Here is an 18,288-nt window from a genome sequence, read left to right as displayed (position 1 = left end):
TCAGAGCTTGCGGAAGGCGCGGGCCTCCTCGGCCGCTTCGAGCACGTCGGCCAGCGGCGAGCCCGCGCCCGCCGCCACCGCCGCCGCGATCGCCCCCTCCACGAACGGCACGTCGGCCACCACCACCCGCCCGTCCTCCTCCAGCAACCGGGCGGTCAGCACGGAGCTGCCGAGATCGGGGATGATCACCACCCCGGCCCCGCGATCGACGCCGCGCACGGCCGCCTCGACGAGGTCCAGGCTCGTGCCCAGCCCGCCGTCCGCCGTGCCTCCGGCCGCCACGACGGGCGCGTCCTCACCCGCGATCCCCCGCGCCAGCGCCGCCGCCTCGGCCGCCAGGCCCGCACTGTGCGACACCAGCACCACACCCACCATCACGCCGCCCCACCACCTCCCGCCGTCACGCCATGAGCCATCCGCAGCGGGCCCTATCCCGCCACGGCGGCCAGCGCGGTCATGATCAACGTCGCCGAAGCCGCCCCCGGATCCTCATGCCCCACACTCCGCTCCCCGAGATAACTGGCCCGCCCCTTCCGGGCCTGCATCGGAATGGTGGCCTTCGACCCCTCCCCGGCCGCCCGAGCCGCCTGATCCAGCGCCTGCCGCACCCCCACCCCGTCCCGTACGGCCAGGGCGAGCGCACGCGAGGCGGGCGCCAGCGCGTCCACCATGGTCTTGTCACCCAGCGCGGCCTTGCCCAGCCGCTCGACCGCCACCACCCCCTCCTCGAACGCCGCCGCGAACCCCGCCAGCGTCACCGGCGTCTCCAGCGCCTTGCCCATCTGCCGGAACAGCGACCCGTACAACGGCCCTGAAGCCCCGCCGACGCGGCGGATCAGGGTCGCGCCCGCCGTCGTCAGCACCTCCGCCTCGGACCCGGGCGCCGAGTCGGCCAGCGCCTTGAGCACCTCGCTGAGGCCGCGGTCGAGGTTGGTGCCGTGGTCGGCGTCGCCGATCGCCGCGTCCAGCCGGGTCAGCCGGTCGCGGTCGGCGCGCACCAGCCTGGCCGCCTCCTCGAACCAGGCCACGAACAGCGCCGTCTCCATCACCGCCCCCAGCGCAGGCCGGGCGTCTCGACGGGCGCGTCCCACCATCGGGTCAGCCTGTCGTCGAGCCGGCAGACGGTCACCGAGAAGCCCTGCATCTCCAGGCTCGTCACGTAGTTGCCCACCAGCGACCGCGTCACCCGTGCCCCCTTGCCCTTGACGAACGCGGCCACCTCCGCGAACACCACGTACAGCTCCATGAGGGGCGTGCCGCCCATGCCGTTCACCATCACCAGCAGATCGCCCCGCAGCGGCAGGTCGCCGTGAACGGCCTCCATCGCCACGGCGGCCAGCTCGCGCGCCGACACCATCGACACCCTGGCCCGACCGGGCTCGCCGTGGATGCCGACGCCCAGCTCCACGTCCGTCTCGGGCAGGTCGAACGTGGGCTTCCCGGCGGCGGGGACCGTGCACGAGGACAGCGCGATGCCGAACGACCTGCTGCGCTCGTCCACCTCGGCCGCCACGGCGGCGACCTCGTGCAGCGGCGCGCCCTCCTCGGCCAGCGCCCCGGCCATCTTCTCCGCGAACAGCGTCGCCCCGGTGCCGCGGCGGCCCGCCGTGTAGAGGGAGTCGCGCACGGCCACGTCGTCGTCGATCAGCACGCTGGCCACCTCGACGTCCTCGGTCAGCTCGGCGGCCATCTCGAAGTTGAGCACGTCGCCGGTGTAGTTCTTGACGATGTGCAGCACCCCCGCGCCGCCGTCCACGGCTCTCGTGGCCTCGATGATCTGGTCGGGGACCGGCGAGGTGAAGACCTCGCCCGCGCAGGCGGCGTCGAGCATGCCGTACCCGACGAACCCGGCGTGCAGCGGCTCGTGCCCCGAGCCGCCCCCCGAGACCAGGCCCACCTTCCCGGGACGAGGGCCCTGCGCCCGGTACACCACCTGATCGCGGATCCGCAGCGACGGATGAGCCGCGGCCATGCCGTTCAACGCGTCCTCAACTACGGAGTCGGCCGAGTTGATGAGCTTCTTCATGGTCAAAACATCTGCCCGTTTTCACGACTGCGCAAGCGTCGTAGCGTGGGCGGCGTGGATGTCGTCTACAACCCGTACGACCCCGCGGTGAACGACGAGCCCTACCCCGTCTACGCCCGGCTGCGTGCGCAAGCGCCCCTGTACCACAATCCCGCCCTCGGCTTCTGGGCCCTGTCCCGCTACGCCGACGTCTCGGCCGCGCTCACCGACAGCTCCCTGCTGTCCAGCGACCACGGCCCCATGCTGGACCCGGGCGCGTGGGGGCCGCACGCGCGCACGTTCCTGTCGTTCGTGGCCATGGACCCGCCCGAGCACACCCGCATGCGCGCCGCGATCTCCCGAGGCTTCACCCCGCGCCGCGTCGCCGCACTCGAACCCATGATCAGGCAGATCGCCCGCGACCACATCGGACGCGCGATCGAGCGCCGCACGTTCGACTTCGCCCGCGAGATCGCCGCCAAGCTGCCGCTTGACGTGATCTCCGAGCTGGTGGGCGTGCCGCCGTCCGACCGGGCGCACGTCCGCAGGAACTTCGGCTCCCTGCTCATGTACGACCCCGAGGGCAAGATGGCGGAGGACGGGCTCAGAAGCGTCATCGGCCTCGGCGACTACTACCGCTCGATCATCGCAGAACGCAGGAAGACGCCCCGCGACGACCTCGTCTCCGTGCTCGTCGCCGACGACGAACTCGCCGACGAGGACATCGTCGCGTTCCTCTTCCTGCTCATCGGCGCCGGCGCCGAGACCACCACCCACCTGCTCAGCGCCGCCTGGTACTGGGCGTGGCGCAACCCCGCCCAGCGCGCCGTCGCGTTCGGCGGGAAGGTCGAGCAGTGGGTCGAGGAGTCGCTGCGCTACGACACCCCCGCCCACGGCGTCGCCCGCCGCCTCACCCGCGACACCGACTGGTACGGCACCCGCGTGCCCAAGGACGCCAGAATGTGGCTCCTGATCGGCTCGGCCAACCGCGACGAGACCGTCTTCCCCGACCCCGACGCCTACGACCTGAGCCGCGACACCGGCCGCGCCATCAGCTTCGGCGCCGGCCGCCACTACTGCCTCGGCGGCCCCCTCGCCAGGCTGGAGGCCAGAATCGCTCTGGAGGAACTCACCAAGGCCGTCAGGCCCGGCTACGACGTCGATCCGGACGGCATCAGGCGCACCGCCCACGGCAACGTCAGAGGCATGGTGTGCCTCCCGACTACCGTCACACCCGCCTGAGTAGGTTACCGTTCGCACATGGCTGAGATCGTGTACCCGCCGGTGATCGCCGCCGCGCGGACCCTCTTTCGCGCGCTCGACATCCGCTTCCACATGGAGGGCACCGAGCACGTGCCGCGGTCCGGGGGAGCGGTGCTGGTGAGCAACCACATCAGCTACCTCGACTTCATCTTCGCGGGGTTCGCCGCGCTGCCGTCCAAGCGGCTGGTGCGCTTCATGGCCAAGGAGGACGTCTTCACCCACCGGATCTCCGGCCCCCTGATGCGCGGCATGCACCACATCCCCGTCGACCGGGGGGCGGGCGCCGGCTCGTACGCCACCGCGCTGCGCATGCTGAAGGCGGGCGAGGTCGTCGGCGTGTTCGCCGAGGCCACCATCAGCCGTTCCTTCACCGTCAAGGAGATCAAGAACGGGGCCATCCGCATGGCCATGGCCACCGGGACGCCGATCATCCCGGTGAGCCTGTGGGGGAGCCAGCGGCTGTGGACCAAGGGGCGGCCGCGCAAGCTGCTGCAGCGTCACGTGCCGCTCACCATCCTGGTGGGGGAGCCGATCTACCCCAAGCGCGGGGAGAACGTCAACGAGCACACCGCCGATCTGCACGCCCGGCTGTCGGAGCTGGTGGATCGGGCGCAGCGCACCTATCCGGAGGTTCCGCAAGGGGTGTGGTGGCAGCCCGCGCACCTCGGCGGCACCGCGCCCACTCCCGAGGAGGCCGCCGCCATGGACGCCGCCGAGGCCGAGGCCCGCGCCCAGCGCGACTGACCCGCCCATCCGCCCGCCGTCCCCTTTACGTCGGGCGCTCATTCCGCCGTCCGGTCTTTCCGCCGGACGCTCTTTCCGTCGTTCGCTTTCCGCCGGCCGCCGTACGCGTTGCGCCGCCCACCCCCCGCACCTCGGCCCGCCGTGGCGGCGCTCAACGGGCGCGCAACGCCGCACACACCAGGCTCACCCGCCCGCACCACCCGGCGCCGGTGCGGCGAGGAGGTGCGCGGTGGTGCCCGGCGCAACACGTACGGCGCCCAAGGCGACGCGTAGTACGGCACCCGGCACGCGCACGACACCCGGCACCACGAGCAGGACAGCACCCGGCACGCAAGAACGCCCCCCGGCCACCCCACTCACCGATCAGATGGCCGCCTGATAAGCACTGGCCCGCATCCCCGCCAGCAACCCCGCCGTCTGCTCCGGCGTATACCTCCGCACCGGATCACCATGCAGCAGCCCTTCGATGAGCGGCCGCATCACCCCGGCCCGCCGAGGCGGCGGATAGGGCCCGCTGCGCGCCATCCCCAGCACGGTGGCCGCATCCTGCCCCGGATACGGCGGCTGCCCTTCGATGGCGCTGTAGAGCGTGGCCCCGAAGGACCACATGTCGGCCTCTTTGCTGGCCGGCCCGCCGTGCAGCCGCTCGGGCGCCATGAAGGCGGGCGTGCCGCGCAGGCGGCGGGAGGTGGTCATGCGGATGTCGCCCTCGGCGGTCGCTATGCCGAAGTCGGTCAGCACCACCCGGTCGCCGGTCAGCATGACGTTGGCGGGCTTCACGTCGCGGTGCAGCACGCCGGCCTGGTGGGCGGTGCGCAACGCCGCGAGCAGGTGCTGCCCGATGGCCGCCACCGACTGGGCGGGCAGTGTGCCCACCTGCGACAGCAACTGGTGCAACGAGAGCCCGTCGAGGTACTCCATCACGATCCAGAGCTTGCCGCCCTCCTCGATGAGGTCGTGGACCGTGATGATGTTGGGGTGCGTCAGCCCGGCTGCCATCCGGGCCTCACGCAGCACCCGGCGGCGCACCATCTCGGCCTCACCGGCCAAGGTCAGCTCCTTAAGCGCCACCGTACGGTGGAGGAGCTGATCGAACGCCCGCCAGACGACTCCCATACCCCCACGACCGGCCTCCTCGTTCAGGAGGTACCGTCCGCCGATCTTCCGCATACCATCCCCTCAAGCTCGGGGATAATCATGTCACCTCAGCACGAGCTGTAGGGTGCCTAACGTGATGTGGATATGTCGGAAAGTGTAGGTTCGCTGGTCAGAGGCCCAGAAAATTGATCTGACAAAGCGCGCCACACCAGTCCGACTGCCGCCAAACATACTCCTGTGGCGCCCACGAGGGCGGCTGTCAGGCCGGCCAGCTCCGCCACGACGCCTCCCAGGGCCGCTCCCAGGGGCATGCCACCCATCCCGATGAGGCGGTATGCCGAATTGACCCTCCCGAGCAGTTCCGCCGGGATGAGCCGCTGGCGGATCGAGATCACCAGGACGTTCCCCGCGGCGCCGACCACGCCCCACAGCACGGCGGTCGGGTAGAGCGTCCACGGGGACGGCACGATCACCGGCACCAGGAGCAGCACGCTGGTGATGAGCCAGTTGCCGACGAGGGTCCGCAGCTCGCCGAGCACTCCCGCCGCCCGTTCCGCCAGCAGCGATCCGAACACCGCCCCGACCGCGAAGGCCGTGGTCATGAGGCCGTACTCGCTCGGCTCCAGCCCCATCCGCGATCCGTCGCCGACCGCCCAGAGCACGAAGACGGCGAAGTAGCCGGCGTTGGCGAGGTTGAGCAGGCCCGCCGTGAGCGCGAGGCTGCGCAGCAAGCGGTGGTTCCACAGATAACGCAGCGCCTCGGCGATGTCGGCCCGCATGGGGCGGTGCTGCTGGCCGTGAGCATGACCCGGTCCCCCGCCTGGGTGTCCCTCGCGGCGGTGCGCGGGCGGGCCGGGCATCCGGTACGTGCCGCGCATGCCGAGCAGGAGCAGCCCCGCGGCGCCGTACAGGAGGGCGGGTGCGCCGAAGACGGCGGCGGGCAGCGCCACGACGAGCACCCCCGCCGCCGGCGCGCCGACGAAGTCGTTGCCGATCATCTGCGCGGTGGACACACGTCCGTTCGCCCTGGTCAGCTCCGCTCCGGAGACGGTCATGGGCAGGACGGACTGCGCCGACAGATCCGCGAACACCTCGCACACGCCCGCCAGCAGCACGGCGGCGAGCAGCAGCCAGAGGTTCAGCAGCCCGAGGACGGCCAGGACGGTGACGGCGGTCAGGAGAACGGCGCGCACCAGGTTCGCCCTCACCATGATCAGCCGGCGGTCGGCCCGGTCGGCGATGGCGCCCGCGTGCAACGCCAGCAGCAGCCACGGCAGCGTGGCGGCTGCCCCCGCGAGAGACACCAAGGTGGGCGACCGGGTCATGCTCACGGCCAGCAGCGGCGCACCGATCTTCAACACCCCGTCCGCCAGATTGGACAACCCCGTGGAGGACCACAGGAAGGCGAACGACCGCCCAAGACGTGCCACAGCTCGCTCCGATAGTGTGTAAGGAAAAGTGTGCATAATTTCCTTTGCAAAGATAGGCTTGCACAGCGATGCAAATCAAGAGCTTCTCCGCCCGCACCCTCGACGCGAACGCGCTGAAGTCGTTCGCCCACCCCTTGCGCCTGCGCATCTACGAGCTCCTGGACGAGCACGGCCCCTCCACGGCCACCGGCCTCGCCGCCCGCCTCGGCCAGAACACCGGCGCCACCAGCTACCACCTCAGAGAGCTGGCCAAGCACGGCATGATCGAGGTCGTCGCCGGGATGGGGCGCGGCAAGGAGAAGTACTGGCGCATCACGCCCGGCGGCTACTCCTACGGCGAGGCCCGCCCCGCCGACCCCGAGGTGGCGGGCGCGCTCGACTACCTGCTCGACGACCTGGTACGCACCCGCGGCGCTGAACTGTCCCGCTGGCGCGAGGAGTCGGCCACGGCGCCCGAGGAGTGGGTGCAGGCGAGCGCGTACGGGCGGCGGTCGCTGCGGCTGACGCCCGAGGAGACGGCGTTGATGCGGGATCAGGTGTTCGAAGTGCTGGAGCGGTACCGTGCGCTGTCCGATACCCGGGAGGACGAGTCGACCGGGCATGTCATCGTGCACTTCGACGTGCTGCCGACGGGCGTGGGCGGCGAGGACTGACCGGCGTGGGCGAGGGCTGGCGGGGTGGGAAGCGTCTGCTGGCCGGTGTGGGCGAGGGCTGGGGGTGGGAAGCGTCGGCTGGCCGGTGTGGGCGTGATGGGTGACCAGGATCGGGTTGGGGCTGACTGGCTGGGCGGCAAGGCTTGGCTGGTGTGGGCGTGACGGCGGACCGGGGTGGTGAGGGCTGACCGGCTGGGAGACAACGGCTGGCCGGTGCGGGCGTGGTGGCTGGCGGGGTGGGAGCGGCTGCCGACCGGCATTGGGCGACGGTTGGCGGGGTGGGGAGCAGTGGCCGACCGGCGTAGGGCGACGGCTGGCGGGGTGCGGAGTGTCGGCTGGCTGGCGTGGGCGTGGCGGCCTACGGGGGGTGGGGGCGAGGGCTGACTGGCTGAGAGGCAACGGCTGGTCGGTGCGGGCGTGATGGCTGGCGGGGCGGGGTGCGGCGGCCGGCCGGCGGGGGGTCAGGGTGCCGGGGGCGATCACAACCTAGGGATTTCCCTAGGTGCCGCCCTGAAGCCAGGGCTTCGCGTGACCCCATAGTTTCATCGACACCCGGCCTATCACGAGCAGTGCTCAACTGACGTAGGAGTCGACCATGGCGCGCAGCACCGATGCGGGTGGTGGCCGGACCGCGGACCCTGGGCCTCGCGCCCCTCTCGGCCTTCTGGAACGATCCAAGGCCGGCGGGTGCGGGGCGCTCCCATGGGCGGCAGGCGGGGGCTCGCCCGCGCGCGAGCGCGCCCGTACGCGGTTCCGGCACGTGCAGGTGCGGGTGGGTCCATGGGCGAGTCTGCGGGCAGGGTTGCCGGCCCGTCTGCGGGCTGGGCTGTGGGCTGGTCTGCGGGGAGGGTCGCAGGCTGGGCTGCGGTCGGGTCCGCGGGCGGGGCTGTCGGTTGGGCTGTGGGCCGGTTCGCGGGGAGGGACGCGGGCCGGGATACCGGGCGCGGCGCCGCCGTCGGAGCGGGCGATGTTCGGCGGCGCCGCAGCCCATACGTGCAGGGGCGGTCCGCGCGTCAGGTGCGCGGCAGGCCTCCGGGCCCGCCGGACATAGGGCCCGGAGGGGCGGCGCCCTCGTCCCGGGCTGGAGGGACGGGGGCGCCTGCCTCGTACGAGACCCTGGCGTGCGCGATGCCGGGGTGCGCGATGTGGGCGTGCGGGACGCGGGTGTACGGGACGCGGGTGTACGGGACGCGGGTGTACGGGACGCGGGCGTACACGATGGACCTGCACGACTCCGACGCACCTGCCCCAGACCAACCTCCGTCAGGGAAGCAAGCTCAGGGCGCGCCCCATCATCTCCTGAGTCGCCTTCTTCGCAGACCCGCAGTCGAACGGCGGCTCCGGATCGTACTCGATCAGAAGCTGCACACTCTCCGCCACCTCCACCCCACCAGCCTCCCCCAGCAGCGTCAGAGCCATGTCGATCCCCGCCGACACCCCCGCCCCCGTAACGATCTTCCCGGCGGTCACCACGCGCTCGCTCACCGGCTCAGCCCCGTACCGCTTGAGCTCGTCCAGAACACCCCAGTGCGAGGTGGCCCGCACCCCCTCCAGCACCCCCGCCTTGCCGAGCAGCAGGGAGCCGCTGCACACGGAGGTCGTCCACCGGGTGTGTTCGTGGGCCTGCCGGATCCACCCGACCAGGGCCTCGTCGGCGAGGGCGTCGAAGGTGCCGCTGCCGCCCGGGACGACGATCACGTCCGGTGCGGGCAGGTCGGCGTAGGTGGCGGTGGCGGTGATCGAGAGGGTGCCGTGGTCGTCGGCGACCGGCCCTCTCTCGCCGGCCACGAACGTGACCGTGCAGCCCGGCGCGAAGGCCAGCACCGTGTACGGCCCCACCGCGTCGAGCGCCGTGAACCGCGGATAGAGCGGGATGGCGATGTTCATGTGCCCCGTGGCCTTTCCCTGGAGATGGAGTGGAATCGTCTGCGGTGGTCGCCGGGCGAGATCCGCCAGTGCCGGCGGAAGACCCGGTAGAGCGTCTCCTGCGTGCCGAGGCCCGCCTCCCTGGCCACCGCGGACAGGGGGAGACCGGTCACCTCCAGCAGCCGCCTGGCGGTGTCGGCGCGGCTGCGTTCGACGTACCGGCCGGGTGACAGGCCGGTCTGCTCGGTGAAGACGCGGGAGAAGTGCCGCTCGCTCATGCCGGCGCGGGCGGCCAGGGCGGGCACGCTGAGGTCGGCGGACGGGTTCGCGTCGATGTAGGCCTGCAACTCCCTGAGCGGCTCGCTGCGCGGCGTCATCGCCCGCATCGGGGTGCTGAACTGGCTCTGCCCGCCCGGCCTGTGCAGGTAGACCACGAGGCCGCGGGCGACGTTCGTGGCGAGCTCGTGGCCGTGGTCCCTGGCGACGAGGGCGAGCGCCAGGTCCACGCCTGACAGGACGCCCGCCGCGGTCCAGACGTCGCCGTCCTCGATGTAGAGCTGGTCGGGGTCGACCTGGACGTCCGCGTACCGGCTGCCCAGCTCGCCGGCGGCGAGCCAGTGCGTGGTGACCCGCCGGTGGTCCAGCAGGCCGGCCTCCGCCAGCAGGAACGCGCCGTTGCAGACGGACGCCACCCGCCGCGCCCCGGCCGCCAGGCGGACGACGTCGGCGATCAGCTCGCGGTCCTGGACGTGTTCGGGCACGCTCAAGCCGCCCGCCACCAGCAGCGTGTCCAGCGGGCCCGTGACGTCGCCGAGCGTGCCCGTCATGACCGTGACGCCGTTCCCCGCGGGCACGGCGCCGCCGCCGGGGGACGCCACCTCCACCGTGTAGCCGTCCGCGGGCGAGAGGAGGGCCGCCGTGCCGAACACGTCGGCGGGGCCGGCCATGTCGAGGAGCTGGAAGCCGGGGAAGACGACGATCAGGATCCGTCGCTGCATGTCTCCCATGCTGGACGCGGCCCGTGATGGCGTCAACGACACGAATATTGCAGATTACGCCACCACCCGCGAACGACGAGAGCCCCCGGGGGCAGGACCCGGAGGCTCTCGGCGGCGATGGGCGCTCAGCCCATGTGCGGGTAACGGTGGTCGGTCGGCGGCACGAACGTCTCCTTGATCGCGCGGGCGCTCACCCACCGCGTCAGGTTGAAGATCGAGCCCGCCTTGTCGTTGGTGCCGGACGCGCGCCCGCCGCCGAACGGCTGCTGGCCCACGACGGCGCCCGTCGGCTTGTCGTTGACGTAGAAGTTGCCCGCCGCGAAGCGCAGCCGCTCGGCCGCCGCCGCGATGGCGTACCGGTCCTGGGCGATGATCGACCCGGTCAGCGCGTACGGGGAGACGTTCTCCATCTGGTCGACGACCCGGTCGTAGTCGCGGTCCTCGTAGACGTGCACGCCGAGGATCGGCCCGAAGTACTCCTTGACGAAGATCTCGTCGGACGGGTCCGCGCACTCCAGGACGGTCGGCTTGACGAAGTAGCCGACGGAGTCGTCGTAGGAGCCGGTGAGCACGTCGATGTTCGAGGCCGCGCGCGCCCGGTCGATCGCCTCCTTGTGCTTGGCGAACGCCCGCGCGTCGATGACCGCGCCCATGAACGTCGACAGGTCGGCCGCCACGTCGCCGACCGTCAGCGACTCGGCGGTGGCGACGAAGTCGTCACGCATGCGGTTCCACAGCGAGCGCGGCACGTACGCCCGCGACGCCGCGGAACACTTCTGCCCCTGGTACTCGAACGCGCCCCTGACCAGCGCCGTCGTCAGGACGGCCGGGTCGGCGGAGGGGTGCGCGAGCACGAAGTCCTTGCCGCCGGTCTCGCCGACGAGACGCGGGTAGGTGTGGTAGGCGGAGATGTTGGTGCCGATCGTCCGCCACAGGTGCTGGAACGTCGGGGTCGAGCCGGTGAAGTGGATGCCCGCCAGCGCCGGGTGGCCCAGCGCCACCTCGGAGACGGCCTGCCCGTTGCCCGTCACCAGGTTGATCACGCCCGGCGGCAGCCCCGCCTCCTCCAGCAGCCGCATCGTGAAGTGCGCGGCGAACTGCTGCGTCGGCGACGGCTTCCACACCACGACGTTGCCCATCAGCGCGGCCGAGGTCGGCAGGTTGCCGGCGATCGCGGTGAAGTTGAACGGCGTGATCGCGAGCACGAACCCCTCAAGCGGGCGGTACTCCATCCGGTTCCACACGCCGGGCGAGGAGATCGGCTGGTCGGCGTAGAGCTGCCGGGCGTAGGCCACGTTGAAGCGCAGGAAGTCGATCAGCTCGCACGCCGCGTCGATCTCCGCCTGCTGCGCCGACTTCGACTGCCCCAGGACGGTCGCCGCGTTCAGCGTCGCCCGCCACGGGCCCGCCAGCAGGTCCGCCGCCTTCAGGAAGATCGCCGCCCGCTCGTCGAACGACAGCGACCGCCACGCCGGCGCCGCCTGGAGCGCCGCCGAGATCGCGTCCTGCACGTCCTGGGCCGTAGCGTCGTTGGTACGGCCCAGGACGGAGGCATGGTTGTGCGGCTGCACCACGTCGATGGGGGCGCCGCCGCCGAGCCGCTGCTCACCGCCGATGGTCAAGGTCAGGTCGAGCGACGCGCCGGCCAGCTCCTTGATGCGGTCCTCCAGCGTCTCCCGCTCGGCGCTGCCGGGCGCGTAGCCGTACACGCGCTCGTTCGCGGGCACGGGGACGTTGCTGATGGCATCCATTTACTTACCCCCAAGGGCACGAAGGAAGAAGGCGACGTTGGCCGGGCGCTCCGCCAGGCGGCGCATGAAGTAGCCGTACCAGTCGTCGCCGTAGGGGACGTACACGCGGACCGTGTGACCGGCCCCGGCCAGGGCCTCCTGCCGGTCGGTCCTGATTCCGTAGAGCATCTGGAACTCGTGGTCGCCGATCGTCCTCCCGAAGCGGTCGGCGAGCAGCTCGGTGATCGCGATCATGCGGTCGTCGTGCGTCGCCACCATGGGGTAACCCTTCCCCGCCATGAGGATCCGCAGGCATCGCACGTAGGCCTTGTCCACGTCCGGCTTGCCCTGGTGCGCGACCGACGCCGGCTCGCGGTAGGCGCCCTTGACCAGCCGCACGCGCGAGCCCTCCGCGGACAGGTCGCGGCAGTCCTGCTCGCTGCGGAACAGGTACGCCTGGATCGCCACACCCGTCGAGGGATAGTCCTCGCGCAGCTTGCGCAGGATCGACAGCGTGGAGTCGACCGTGGTGTGGTCCTCCATGTCGAGCGTGACGGTCGAGCCGTTGGCGGCCGCGGCGGCGCAGATCTCGCGGGCGTGCTCCAGCGCCATGGAGTCGTCGAGCCGCTGCCCCACGGCCGACAGCTTCACCGACACCTCGCCCCCGGCGCCCAGCTCGAGTGGCTGCACGGCCTGCAGCAGCGTGATGTAGGCGTTGGCGGTGTCCTCGGCGGCGCGCGCGTCCAGCGTCTCCTCGCCGAGATGATCCACGGTGACGGCGAGCTTCGCGTCGCGCAGCCGTTCGATCGCGGCGCGGGCCTCCTGGACGCTCTCGCCCGCGACGAAACGCTTCACGACCCTCTTCGTGAGGGGGAAGCCTGACACGGTACGGCGTACGACGCCGCTCCTCGAAGCGGCGAGCAGCAGTTGACCCAGCATGCGCTCAGTCTAGAAACCGCAGCTCAGAGGGGGCCATCGACGGGCGTAACGCCGGTTGTGGCAGGCTGTCATACAAATGCACAACTCGGCTGACCTACAAGAGATCGTCGATGAGATCGCCGCCCGGCTGGGGGCGTCCGCGACGCTGGAGGACCGCTCGTTCCGGTTGCTCGCGTACGGCGCGCAGCACGGCGACATCGACACGGTCCGCCAGGAGTCCATCCTGCGGCGGCGCGCTACCGGGGAGGTGCGCGAGTACTTCGAACGTTATGGCATCGCCCGGGCCAACGGGCCCGTCAGGATTCCCGCCGACGCCGAGCTCGGGGTGCTGGCGAGAGTCTGCTGGCCGCTGCGCCACGCCGACGTCACCTACGGCTACCTGTGGCTCCTCGACCCCGGCGAGCTGACCGGCCCCGGCGGGCAGCTCGGCGCGGGGGAGCGGGCTGGCTCGGGCGAGCGGGCTGGTGCTGGTGGGCACGCTGGTTCTGGTGGGCAGGCCGGTTCTGGTGGGCAGGCCGGTTCTGGCGGGCGGGCCGGTTCTGGTGGGCTGATCGACGAGCGGTTGCTCGCCGCCGCCCCGCTCGTCGCGCGGGCCGCCGCCGCGCTCGCCCAGGAGGCCAGGAGCCGCCAGGACCTCGGACGCGGCCTGCGCGCCCTGCTCTCGGCCGACCCGGAGGAGCGGGCCGGCGCCTCCATCGAGGTGCCGGGCCCGGTCGCGGCGATCGCCGTCCGCGAGTCGCAGGAGCGGGTGGCGGCCCTCTGGACGCTCCCGCGCGGCGTCCTGGCCCGCGCCGGCTCGCCCGTCGCCCTGCTCGCCCCCGCCCACCTCGCGGGGGAGGTGGCGCAGACCATGCAGAGCGCGTACGGCACCGCCGCCGGCATCGGCGCCACCCGCACCGACCCGGCCGACGCCTGGCTGAGCTGGCGCGAGGCCCGCCAGGCGCTGCGCATCGCCGAGCACTTCCCCCGCCACGCGCCCATCGCCCGGTGGGAGGACCTGGGCGTGCACCGCCTCCTGGCCCGGCTCGGCCAGGCCGACCTGCGCGAGCTGGCCGCCGAGATCGCGGCGCTGGACGCCGAGCTGGCCCAGACCGTGGAGGTCTACCTCGACCGGGGCGGGCACGTCCAGAAGACGGCGGCCGAGCTGGGCATCCACCGGCAGACGCTCTACTACCGGCTGGGCAAGGCGGAGCGGCTCATCCACCGCGACCTGTCGGACGGCGACGACCGGCTGGCCGTGCACATGGGCCTGAAGGCGGCCCGCCTCCGCCCCCACGACCAGCCCTGACGCACCCGAACCAGCACACCCACGACCAGCCGTGACGCACCCGGACCGCAGCCCCCGGCTGCACACCCACGACCAGCCGTGACGCACCGGGACCGCAGTCCCGGGGTTACGCGTCCAGGACCTGGCGCAGTGCGGCGGCGAAAGCCTCGGGCTGGCCCGGCATGCCGAACTCGTCCCCCATGAACCCCCCATGGTTGCTGGGGAAGATCACCGGCTCCGTCTCGAGCCGCTCGGCCACCCCCTCACCCCCGCGCCGCGCCATCTGCCCCTCGGACTCCACGCCCACCGCGATCACCACCCGCGTCGAGGCCCCCCGCAGCGCCTCGAACTCGGGCTCGTAGTGCGTACACGTGATGAGGTTCTGCCCCAGGAGCGGGTCGTCGCGCGAGCCGTCGTCCTGCGTCGGCAGGCCCATCATGGCCGGATCCTGCACCGGCAGCTCCTTCGGATCCGCCGGGAACTCGCCGGTGTGGCTCGTGGTCGCGATGAACTTCGCCATCGCGGGCCCGAACCCCTCCCGCTCGTACGTCTCCCGCATGTCCCTGATCACGGCCATCGCCCGCTCCGCGTCCGGCAGCACCCTGGCGACCGGCGGCTCGTGCGCCACCAGCGTGCGCACCTGCCCGGGATGCCGCGCCACCAGCGCGAGCGCGTTCACCGCGCCGCCGCTGCTGGCGAAGACGTCGACCGGCCCGCCGCCGATCGCGTCGATCAGCCGGTGCAGGTCGTCGGCGTGCAGGTCGGGCGTCGACTCGGCCAGGCCGTCCGTGCGCTTGCTCCGGCTCACCCCGCGCGGGTCGTACGTCACCACCGTGCGGTCCGCGAAGTGGCCGGCCAGGGTGGTGAAGCCGCTGGCGTCCATCGGCGAGCCGATCATCAGCAGGATCGGCGCGCCGACGCCCTGGGCCTCCCGCACGTCGTACGCGAGCGTGGCGCCGGGCACCTCAAGGGTGTGGCTTCTGGGTTCGGTCATGTGTCACTCCTTGTCGATGAACCGAAGATGTAGACCAGGGGAGACGGCGGAACTCATCGGTCGTCTCCGGCACACTCGGGTACAACTTCGGACCTTATCCGCTCATGTCACGATGAAGCCCGCCTCGGCGAGCAGAGCCAGGAACAGTCCGAGACACAGGAGCGCCACCGGCCACACTTTCTGGGTGAGGGCTACGGCCATGCCGACGAGAAGCGCGACCAGGGCGAGGCTGCTCAGGAGGTTCACGGAAGCTTCCTGCCCGCGTACCCGAAGGTCAGGCCTGATGTTGAACTCCAGGGCGCGCCCGCTGCGTACCGGTGGGGAGACGACCTCCACGACAGCGGAGCGGGTGATCTCATGCCGGGCGGCTGGGAGACTCTCGGACTGGCGGGCGACCCCACTCCCGGGGACCCGGCGCAGGTGCGGGCGCTGGCGACCCGCCTGCTGGGCCAGGCGCGGCTGGCCGAGGACAACACGGCCCGGCTGGCCACGGTCGCGGGCGCCAGCCCGGCGCTGGGCGTGCGCTCGTGCGGAAGAGGAAGTTCACCACGCGGACGGACGGCATCGGCATCCAGATCCGCGAGGGCGAATGGCACGGCCCCTTGCCAGGCTGACCACCGACGGGAGTGCACATGGAGCTGGGCGAGCAGCTGGACCGGATCGCGACCAGGCAGGACCTCGCGGAATTCGTCGCGGCCCTGGCGGAGGCCGCCGAGTCGGCGGAGAGCCTGGGGTGGGAGAACCTGACGCTGCCGGCCTTCCTGGAGGCGCTGGCCGCCTGGACGGGCAGCATGGACAGCACCTGTCGCAACATGGGGGAGGCCGTGCCGGAAGACCGCGTGCGCGCCGTGCTGGTGGCTCTGATCGAGCTGCTGGACGGCGTCGGCGAGACCGGCTGGGCCGATGCGATGCGGCACCACCTGGTGGAGGTGGAGGAGGCCCGCGACCGCCCCGAATCTCCAGAACTGCTCCAGTTCGCCGTCCGCCACATCATCGCGCTCGCGGGCGGCATGGGCAGCTTCTCGGACCTGGTCCTGCAGACGCCCCGAGGCGTGGCACTGCCCGAGCAGGACCGCTTCGAAGAGCTGCAGAATCAGCTCTTCGAAGCGGCTGCGGACGAGCTGCGCTAGCGAGCCTTGTAGACCTTCACCCAGTCCACGTACATCGACACGGTGTCAGGCGTCGAGGAGTCCCGGCAGCGCGGCTCACAGACCACGTCGTTCTGCAGGGCGAGCCCCATCTTCCGCCCCTCAGGCACATGCCGCCCCCGGTACTCCCACACCTTCCTCCCATCCAGCCAGAACGTCAGCCGCCCAGGCAGCCAGTCCACCGCCGCCGTGTGCCACCGCGTGAAGTCCCCCCGCAGCGCCTTCCTGGCCCGCCCCTGCTCGCTGTGCACGAAGATGCCGCCGCCCTGCCGCCGGGGGTCGACGATCTCGGCGAAGTTGACCTCGGAGTAGCCGTCGTCCTGGGAGACGGGCCAGAGCAGCGCCACGGGCGTGTAGCCGGCCCCGGCCTCGGCCTTGAAGCGGACCTCCCATCGCCCGTACTGCTGGGCGAGCCGGGTGGCGACGCCGCCCGAAAGGTCCTTGCCGCCGTACAGGCCGCCCTTGAGCCGCAGGGCGCCGTTGGAGACGGAGGCGGCCTTGCCGGTGCGCGGGTTGTGGGAGGCCTGCGGGGAGTGGTAGATCATCCAGCGGCTGGTGTTGACGGTGGAGCCGTTGAAGTTCTCGACGAGGACGGGTCTGCCCCACGAGGTCTGCGCGTGCGCGGTCTGGGGGAGGGCGGCGACACCCGCGAGTGCCACCGCCGCCAGGATCGGTCTGCGTGTAGGCATGCCGACCATCGAAGCAACATCTCACGGACTTAACAACCCATCTGTCCCATCGGTAACACGAGGCGCACCGAGCAGGGAGCGGGTGAGGGCCTCGTGGCCGTGCAGCATCTCCGCGAGCGCGGACGTCAGGTGGGAGGCGTCCGGCATGTCGGGGGCGGGGTCCTCGCGCAGGCACGCCAGGACGGCGCGGCGCACCAGTTCCTTGAAGAACGAGGCGGTCATGCCCTCCGTCCCCGCCACCAGCCGCTCCAGGTCCGGTTCGGCCAGGTGGGCGGCGCCGTACAGGCGTAGCAGGGCGGCGCGGCAGGCGGCGTCGGGTCTGGGGACCTCGACGGCGAGGTCCACCCGGCCGGGACGGTTCGCCAGGGCGGTCTCCAGGAGGTCGGGGCGGTTCGTGGTGAGGACGAACGTGACGTCGGCGTCCGCGCCGATCCCGTCCATGGCGTCGAGCAGTGTGAACAGCAGTGGGCTGCCCTCGGCGGAGAAGCGGCGCTCGTGCGCGACCAGGTCCACGTCCTCCACCACGACGATGGCCGGTTGCAGCCGTCTGGCCAGGGCGGCGGCGTCGGAGATGAAGCGCAGCGCGGTGCCGGTCATGACCACGACGGTCACGCCCGGCATGCGTCCCATCAGGTAGCGCACCGTGTGGGTCTTGCCGGTGCCGGGCGGGCCGTGCAGCAGCAGGCCGCGCTTGAGGTGCTGGCCGCGGGCGAGCAGCGCCTCGGTGTGCCGGCCGATGCCCGCCACGTGCCGTTCGATGGTGTCGAGCACCCCCTCCGGCAGGATCACCTGGGCGGGGCCGAGCGCGGGGCGGGGCAGGAACGTCACCAGACTGTTGCCCCGGTGCTCGGAGAGCCCGAACGTGAGGATCTGGCCGCGCAGCACGTCGTGGCGGCGCATCTGGCGTTCGATCTCCTCGCGGGTGGCGGTGGCGCGCGCCCGGGAGGTCGCGATCACCTCGATCCTGCAGCCTTCCCTGCCGAACTGCTCGGCGGACCCGCGCAGGCAGAGCACGACCGGCGCGCCGTCCGGCGCGACGGTCCCGACCATGCCGAACGTCACCACTTCGACGGTCTCGTCGGGGCCGGTCGCCGCGGTGGCGTAGTCGACGGCGCCGATCTCGAAGCGTTCGACGCCGCGGCCGGCCGCGGTCAGGAGGTCGATGGTGTCGTTGTGCTCGCGGCCGTGTCCCGACACGCCGTACCAGGCGGGCTCGCCGCGGCCGGCGAGGTAGGCGTCCACGCCGCGCTGGAGGCTGGCGTGCTCCCAGTTGCCGAACGTCTGCGTGACGACCACGAGGTCCTTCAGCGTGCAGGACAGGTGCCCGGTCACCCTGGCCACCAGGGCGGGGACCGGACGGGACTCGTCGATCACGGTGTGCGCGTCGTGGACGAGCCGCTGGAGGGCGTGGGCCAGTGATCGTGCCTCTTCGATCTCCATGCGCGCCACCCTCGCACACCGCAT

19 protein-coding genes are annotated in these 18,288 nt (G+C 71.9%); 5 read left to right on the top strand and 14 right to left on the bottom strand.

Going from position 1 to position 18,288, the window contains the following annotated elements; genetic code table 11:
* From ABD331_RS11920 to dhaK, 3 genes are read right to left on the bottom strand one after another with little or no spacing between them, the layout of a single operon-like run.
* On the bottom strand, positions 1-375 hold the full coding sequence (locus ABD331_RS11920) for a PTS-dependent dihydroxyacetone kinase phosphotransferase subunit DhaM (RefSeq protein WP_344474243.1): 375 nt from the start codon (positions 373-375) through the stop codon (positions 1-3).
* 53 nt (positions 376-428) lie between these two features.
* Positions 429-1,046, bottom strand: coding sequence for a dihydroxyacetone kinase subunit DhaL (gene dhaL, locus ABD331_RS11915; RefSeq protein ID WP_344474241.1), 618 nt, complete (start codon positions 1,044-1,046; stop codon positions 429-431).
* Positions 1,046-2,026, bottom strand: a complete 981-nt coding sequence (gene dhaK, locus ABD331_RS11910) for a dihydroxyacetone kinase subunit DhaK (protein WP_344473675.1) — start codon at positions 2,024-2,026, stop codon at positions 1,046-1,048. The genes dhaL and dhaK overlap by 1 nt, the downstream gene beginning before the upstream one ends.
* Before the next feature lie 54 nt (positions 2,027-2,080).
* Here dhaK and ABD331_RS11905 point away from each other — a divergent pair, with 54 nt between their 5' ends.
* Positions 2,081-3,247, top strand: a complete 1,167-nt coding sequence (locus ABD331_RS11905; RefSeq protein WP_344473673.1) for a cytochrome P450 — start codon at positions 2,081-2,083, stop codon at positions 3,245-3,247.
* Positions 3,248-3,265: 18 nt separating this feature from the next.
* Positions 3,266-4,012, top strand: coding sequence for a lysophospholipid acyltransferase family protein (locus ABD331_RS11900; protein ID WP_344473671.1), 747 nt, complete (start codon positions 3,266-3,268; stop codon positions 4,010-4,012).
* Positions 4,013-4,375: 363 nt separating this feature from the next.
* Here the strand turns inward: ABD331_RS11900 and ABD331_RS11895 are convergent, their stop codons facing one another.
* Complete coding sequence (locus ABD331_RS11895; protein ID WP_148438856.1) at positions 4,376-5,182, bottom strand: serine/threonine-protein kinase; 807 nt, start codon at positions 5,180-5,182, stop codon at positions 4,376-4,378.
* A 56-nt stretch (positions 5,183-5,238) separates the two neighbouring features.
* Positions 5,239-6,540, bottom strand: coding sequence for an MFS transporter (locus ABD331_RS11890; RefSeq protein WP_344473668.1), 1,302 nt, complete (start codon positions 6,538-6,540; stop codon positions 5,239-5,241).
* 68 nt (positions 6,541-6,608) lie between these two features.
* On the opposite strand from ABD331_RS11890, the gene ABD331_RS11885 reads away from it, so the two are divergent.
* On the top strand, positions 6,609-7,193 hold the full coding sequence (locus ABD331_RS11885; RefSeq protein ID WP_344473666.1) for an ArsR/SmtB family transcription factor: 585 nt from the start codon (positions 6,609-6,611) through the stop codon (positions 7,191-7,193).
* A 1,013-nt stretch (positions 7,194-8,206) separates the two neighbouring features.
* Here the strand turns inward: ABD331_RS11885 and ABD331_RS11880 are convergent.
* The 5 genes from ABD331_RS11880 to ABD331_RS11860 all read right to left on the bottom strand — a co-directional run bounded on the left by ABD331_RS11880 (position 8,207) and on the right by ABD331_RS11860 (position 12,726).
* A complete protein-coding gene (locus ABD331_RS11880; protein ID WP_344473664.1) occupies positions 8,207-8,410 on the bottom strand; it encodes a hypothetical protein in 204 nt (67 codons plus the stop codon).
* A 46-nt stretch (positions 8,411-8,456) separates the two neighbouring features.
* Positions 8,457-9,080 carry a DJ-1/PfpI family protein gene (locus ABD331_RS11875; protein WP_344473662.1) on the bottom strand — a complete coding sequence of 208 codons (624 nt, stop codon included), beginning with the start codon at positions 9,078-9,080 and terminating at the stop codon, positions 8,457-8,459.
* Positions 9,077-10,057, bottom strand: a complete 981-nt coding sequence (locus ABD331_RS11870; protein ID WP_344473660.1) for a GlxA family transcriptional regulator — start codon at positions 10,055-10,057, stop codon at positions 9,077-9,079. The genes ABD331_RS11875 and ABD331_RS11870 overlap by 4 nt, the downstream gene beginning before the upstream one ends.
* A gap of 125 nt (positions 10,058-10,182) precedes the next feature.
* Positions 10,183-11,808, bottom strand: coding sequence for an L-glutamate gamma-semialdehyde dehydrogenase (gene pruA, locus ABD331_RS11865; RefSeq protein WP_344473658.1), 1,626 nt, complete (start codon positions 11,806-11,808; stop codon positions 10,183-10,185).
* Positions 11,809-12,726 carry a proline dehydrogenase family protein gene (locus ABD331_RS11860; protein WP_344473655.1) on the bottom strand — a complete coding sequence of 306 codons (918 nt, stop codon included), beginning with the start codon at positions 12,724-12,726 and terminating at the stop codon, positions 11,809-11,811.
* 76 nt (positions 12,727-12,802) lie between these two features.
* On the opposite strand from ABD331_RS11860, the gene ABD331_RS11855 reads away from it, so the two are divergent.
* On the top strand, positions 12,803-14,014 hold the full coding sequence (locus tag ABD331_RS11855) for a PucR family transcriptional regulator (protein ID WP_344473653.1): 1,212 nt from the start codon (positions 12,803-12,805) through the stop codon (positions 14,012-14,014).
* A gap of 106 nt (positions 14,015-14,120) precedes the next feature.
* Here ABD331_RS11855 and ABD331_RS11850 read toward each other — a convergent pair whose 3' ends face one another.
* Positions 14,121-14,987 (bottom strand): alpha/beta fold hydrolase, encoded by an 867-nt coding sequence (locus tag ABD331_RS11850; protein WP_344473651.1) that lies wholly within the window; start codon positions 14,985-14,987, stop codon positions 14,121-14,123.
* A gap of 102 nt (positions 14,988-15,089) precedes the next feature.
* Positions 15,090-15,233, bottom strand: a complete 144-nt coding sequence (locus tag ABD331_RS11845; protein WP_344473649.1) for a hypothetical protein — start codon at positions 15,231-15,233, stop codon at positions 15,090-15,092.
* 386 nt (positions 15,234-15,619) lie between these two features.
* Between ABD331_RS11845 and ABD331_RS11840 the strand changes: the two genes are divergently transcribed.
* Entirely contained in the window at positions 15,620-16,117 is a 498-nt protein-coding gene (locus tag ABD331_RS11840) for a DUF7660 family protein (RefSeq protein WP_344473647.1), read from the top strand.
* Here ABD331_RS11840 and ABD331_RS11835 read toward each other — a convergent pair.
* The gene (locus tag ABD331_RS11835; protein WP_344473645.1) at positions 16,114-16,824 is read right to left on the bottom strand and encodes a glycoside hydrolase family 16 protein; all 711 of its coding nucleotides are present in this window, start codon (positions 16,822-16,824) and stop codon (positions 16,114-16,116) included. The two genes, ABD331_RS11840 and ABD331_RS11835, sit on opposite strands and share 4 nt — an antisense overlap.
* Positions 16,825-16,845: 21 nt before the next feature.
* A complete protein-coding gene (locus ABD331_RS11830; protein ID WP_344473643.1) occupies positions 16,846-18,264 on the bottom strand; it encodes an AAA family ATPase in 1,419 nt (472 codons plus the stop codon).
* Between the last annotated feature and the right edge of the window lie 24 nt (positions 18,265-18,288).

The organism is Nonomuraea monospora (assembly GCF_039531895.1).
Lineage (GTDB): Bacteria > Actinomycetota > Actinomycetes > Streptosporangiales > Streptosporangiaceae > Nonomuraea > Nonomuraea monospora.
The sequence above is the reverse complement of the archived record's forward strand: the minus strand, read 5'-3'. Positions and strand labels throughout refer to the sequence as shown.

Coding starts and splice junctions, on each gene's coding strand:
- ABD331_RS11920 (WP_344474243.1), bottom strand. CDS start 375: ATGGTGGGTGTGGTGCTGGTGTCGCACAGTGCGGGCCTGGCGGCCGAG.
- dhaL (WP_344474241.1), bottom strand. CDS start 1,046: ATGGAGACGGCGCTGTTCGTGGCCTGGTTCGAGGAGGCGGCCAGGCTG.
- dhaK (WP_344473675.1), bottom strand. CDS start 2,026: ATGAAGAAGCTCATCAACTCGGCCGACTCCGTAGTTGAGGACGCGTTG.
- ABD331_RS11900 (WP_344473671.1), top strand. CDS start 3,266: ATGGCTGAGATCGTGTACCCGCCGGTGATCGCCGCCGCGCGGACCCTC.
- ABD331_RS11895 (WP_148438856.1), bottom strand. CDS start 5,182: ATGCGGAAGATCGGCGGACGGTACCTCCTGAACGAGGAGGCCGGTCGT.
- ABD331_RS11885 (WP_344473666.1), top strand. CDS start 6,609: ATGCAAATCAAGAGCTTCTCCGCCCGCACCCTCGACGCGAACGCGCTG.
- ABD331_RS11875 (WP_344473662.1), bottom strand. CDS start 9,080: ATGAACATCGCCATCCCGCTCTATCCGCGGTTCACGGCGCTCGACGCG.
- ABD331_RS11870 (WP_344473660.1), bottom strand. CDS start 10,057: ATGCAGCGACGGATCCTGATCGTCGTCTTCCCCGGCTTCCAGCTCCTC.
- pruA (WP_344473658.1), bottom strand. CDS start 11,808: ATGGATGCCATCAGCAACGTCCCCGTGCCCGCGAACGAGCGCGTGTAC.
- ABD331_RS11860 (WP_344473655.1), bottom strand. CDS start 12,726: ATGCTGGGTCAACTGCTGCTCGCCGCTTCGAGGAGCGGCGTCGTACGC.
- ABD331_RS11855 (WP_344473653.1), top strand. CDS start 12,803: ATGCACAACTCGGCTGACCTACAAGAGATCGTCGATGAGATCGCCGCC.
- ABD331_RS11850 (WP_344473651.1), bottom strand. CDS start 14,987: ATGACCGAACCCAGAAGCCACACCCTTGAGGTGCCCGGCGCCACGCTC.
- ABD331_RS11840 (WP_344473647.1), top strand. CDS start 15,620: ATGGAGCTGGGCGAGCAGCTGGACCGGATCGCGACCAGGCAGGACCTC.
- ABD331_RS11835 (WP_344473645.1), bottom strand. CDS start 16,824: ATGCCTACACGCAGACCGATCCTGGCGGCGGTGGCACTCGCGGGTGTC.
- ABD331_RS11830 (WP_344473643.1), bottom strand. CDS start 18,264: ATGGAGATCGAAGAGGCACGATCACTGGCCCACGCCCTCCAGCGGCTC.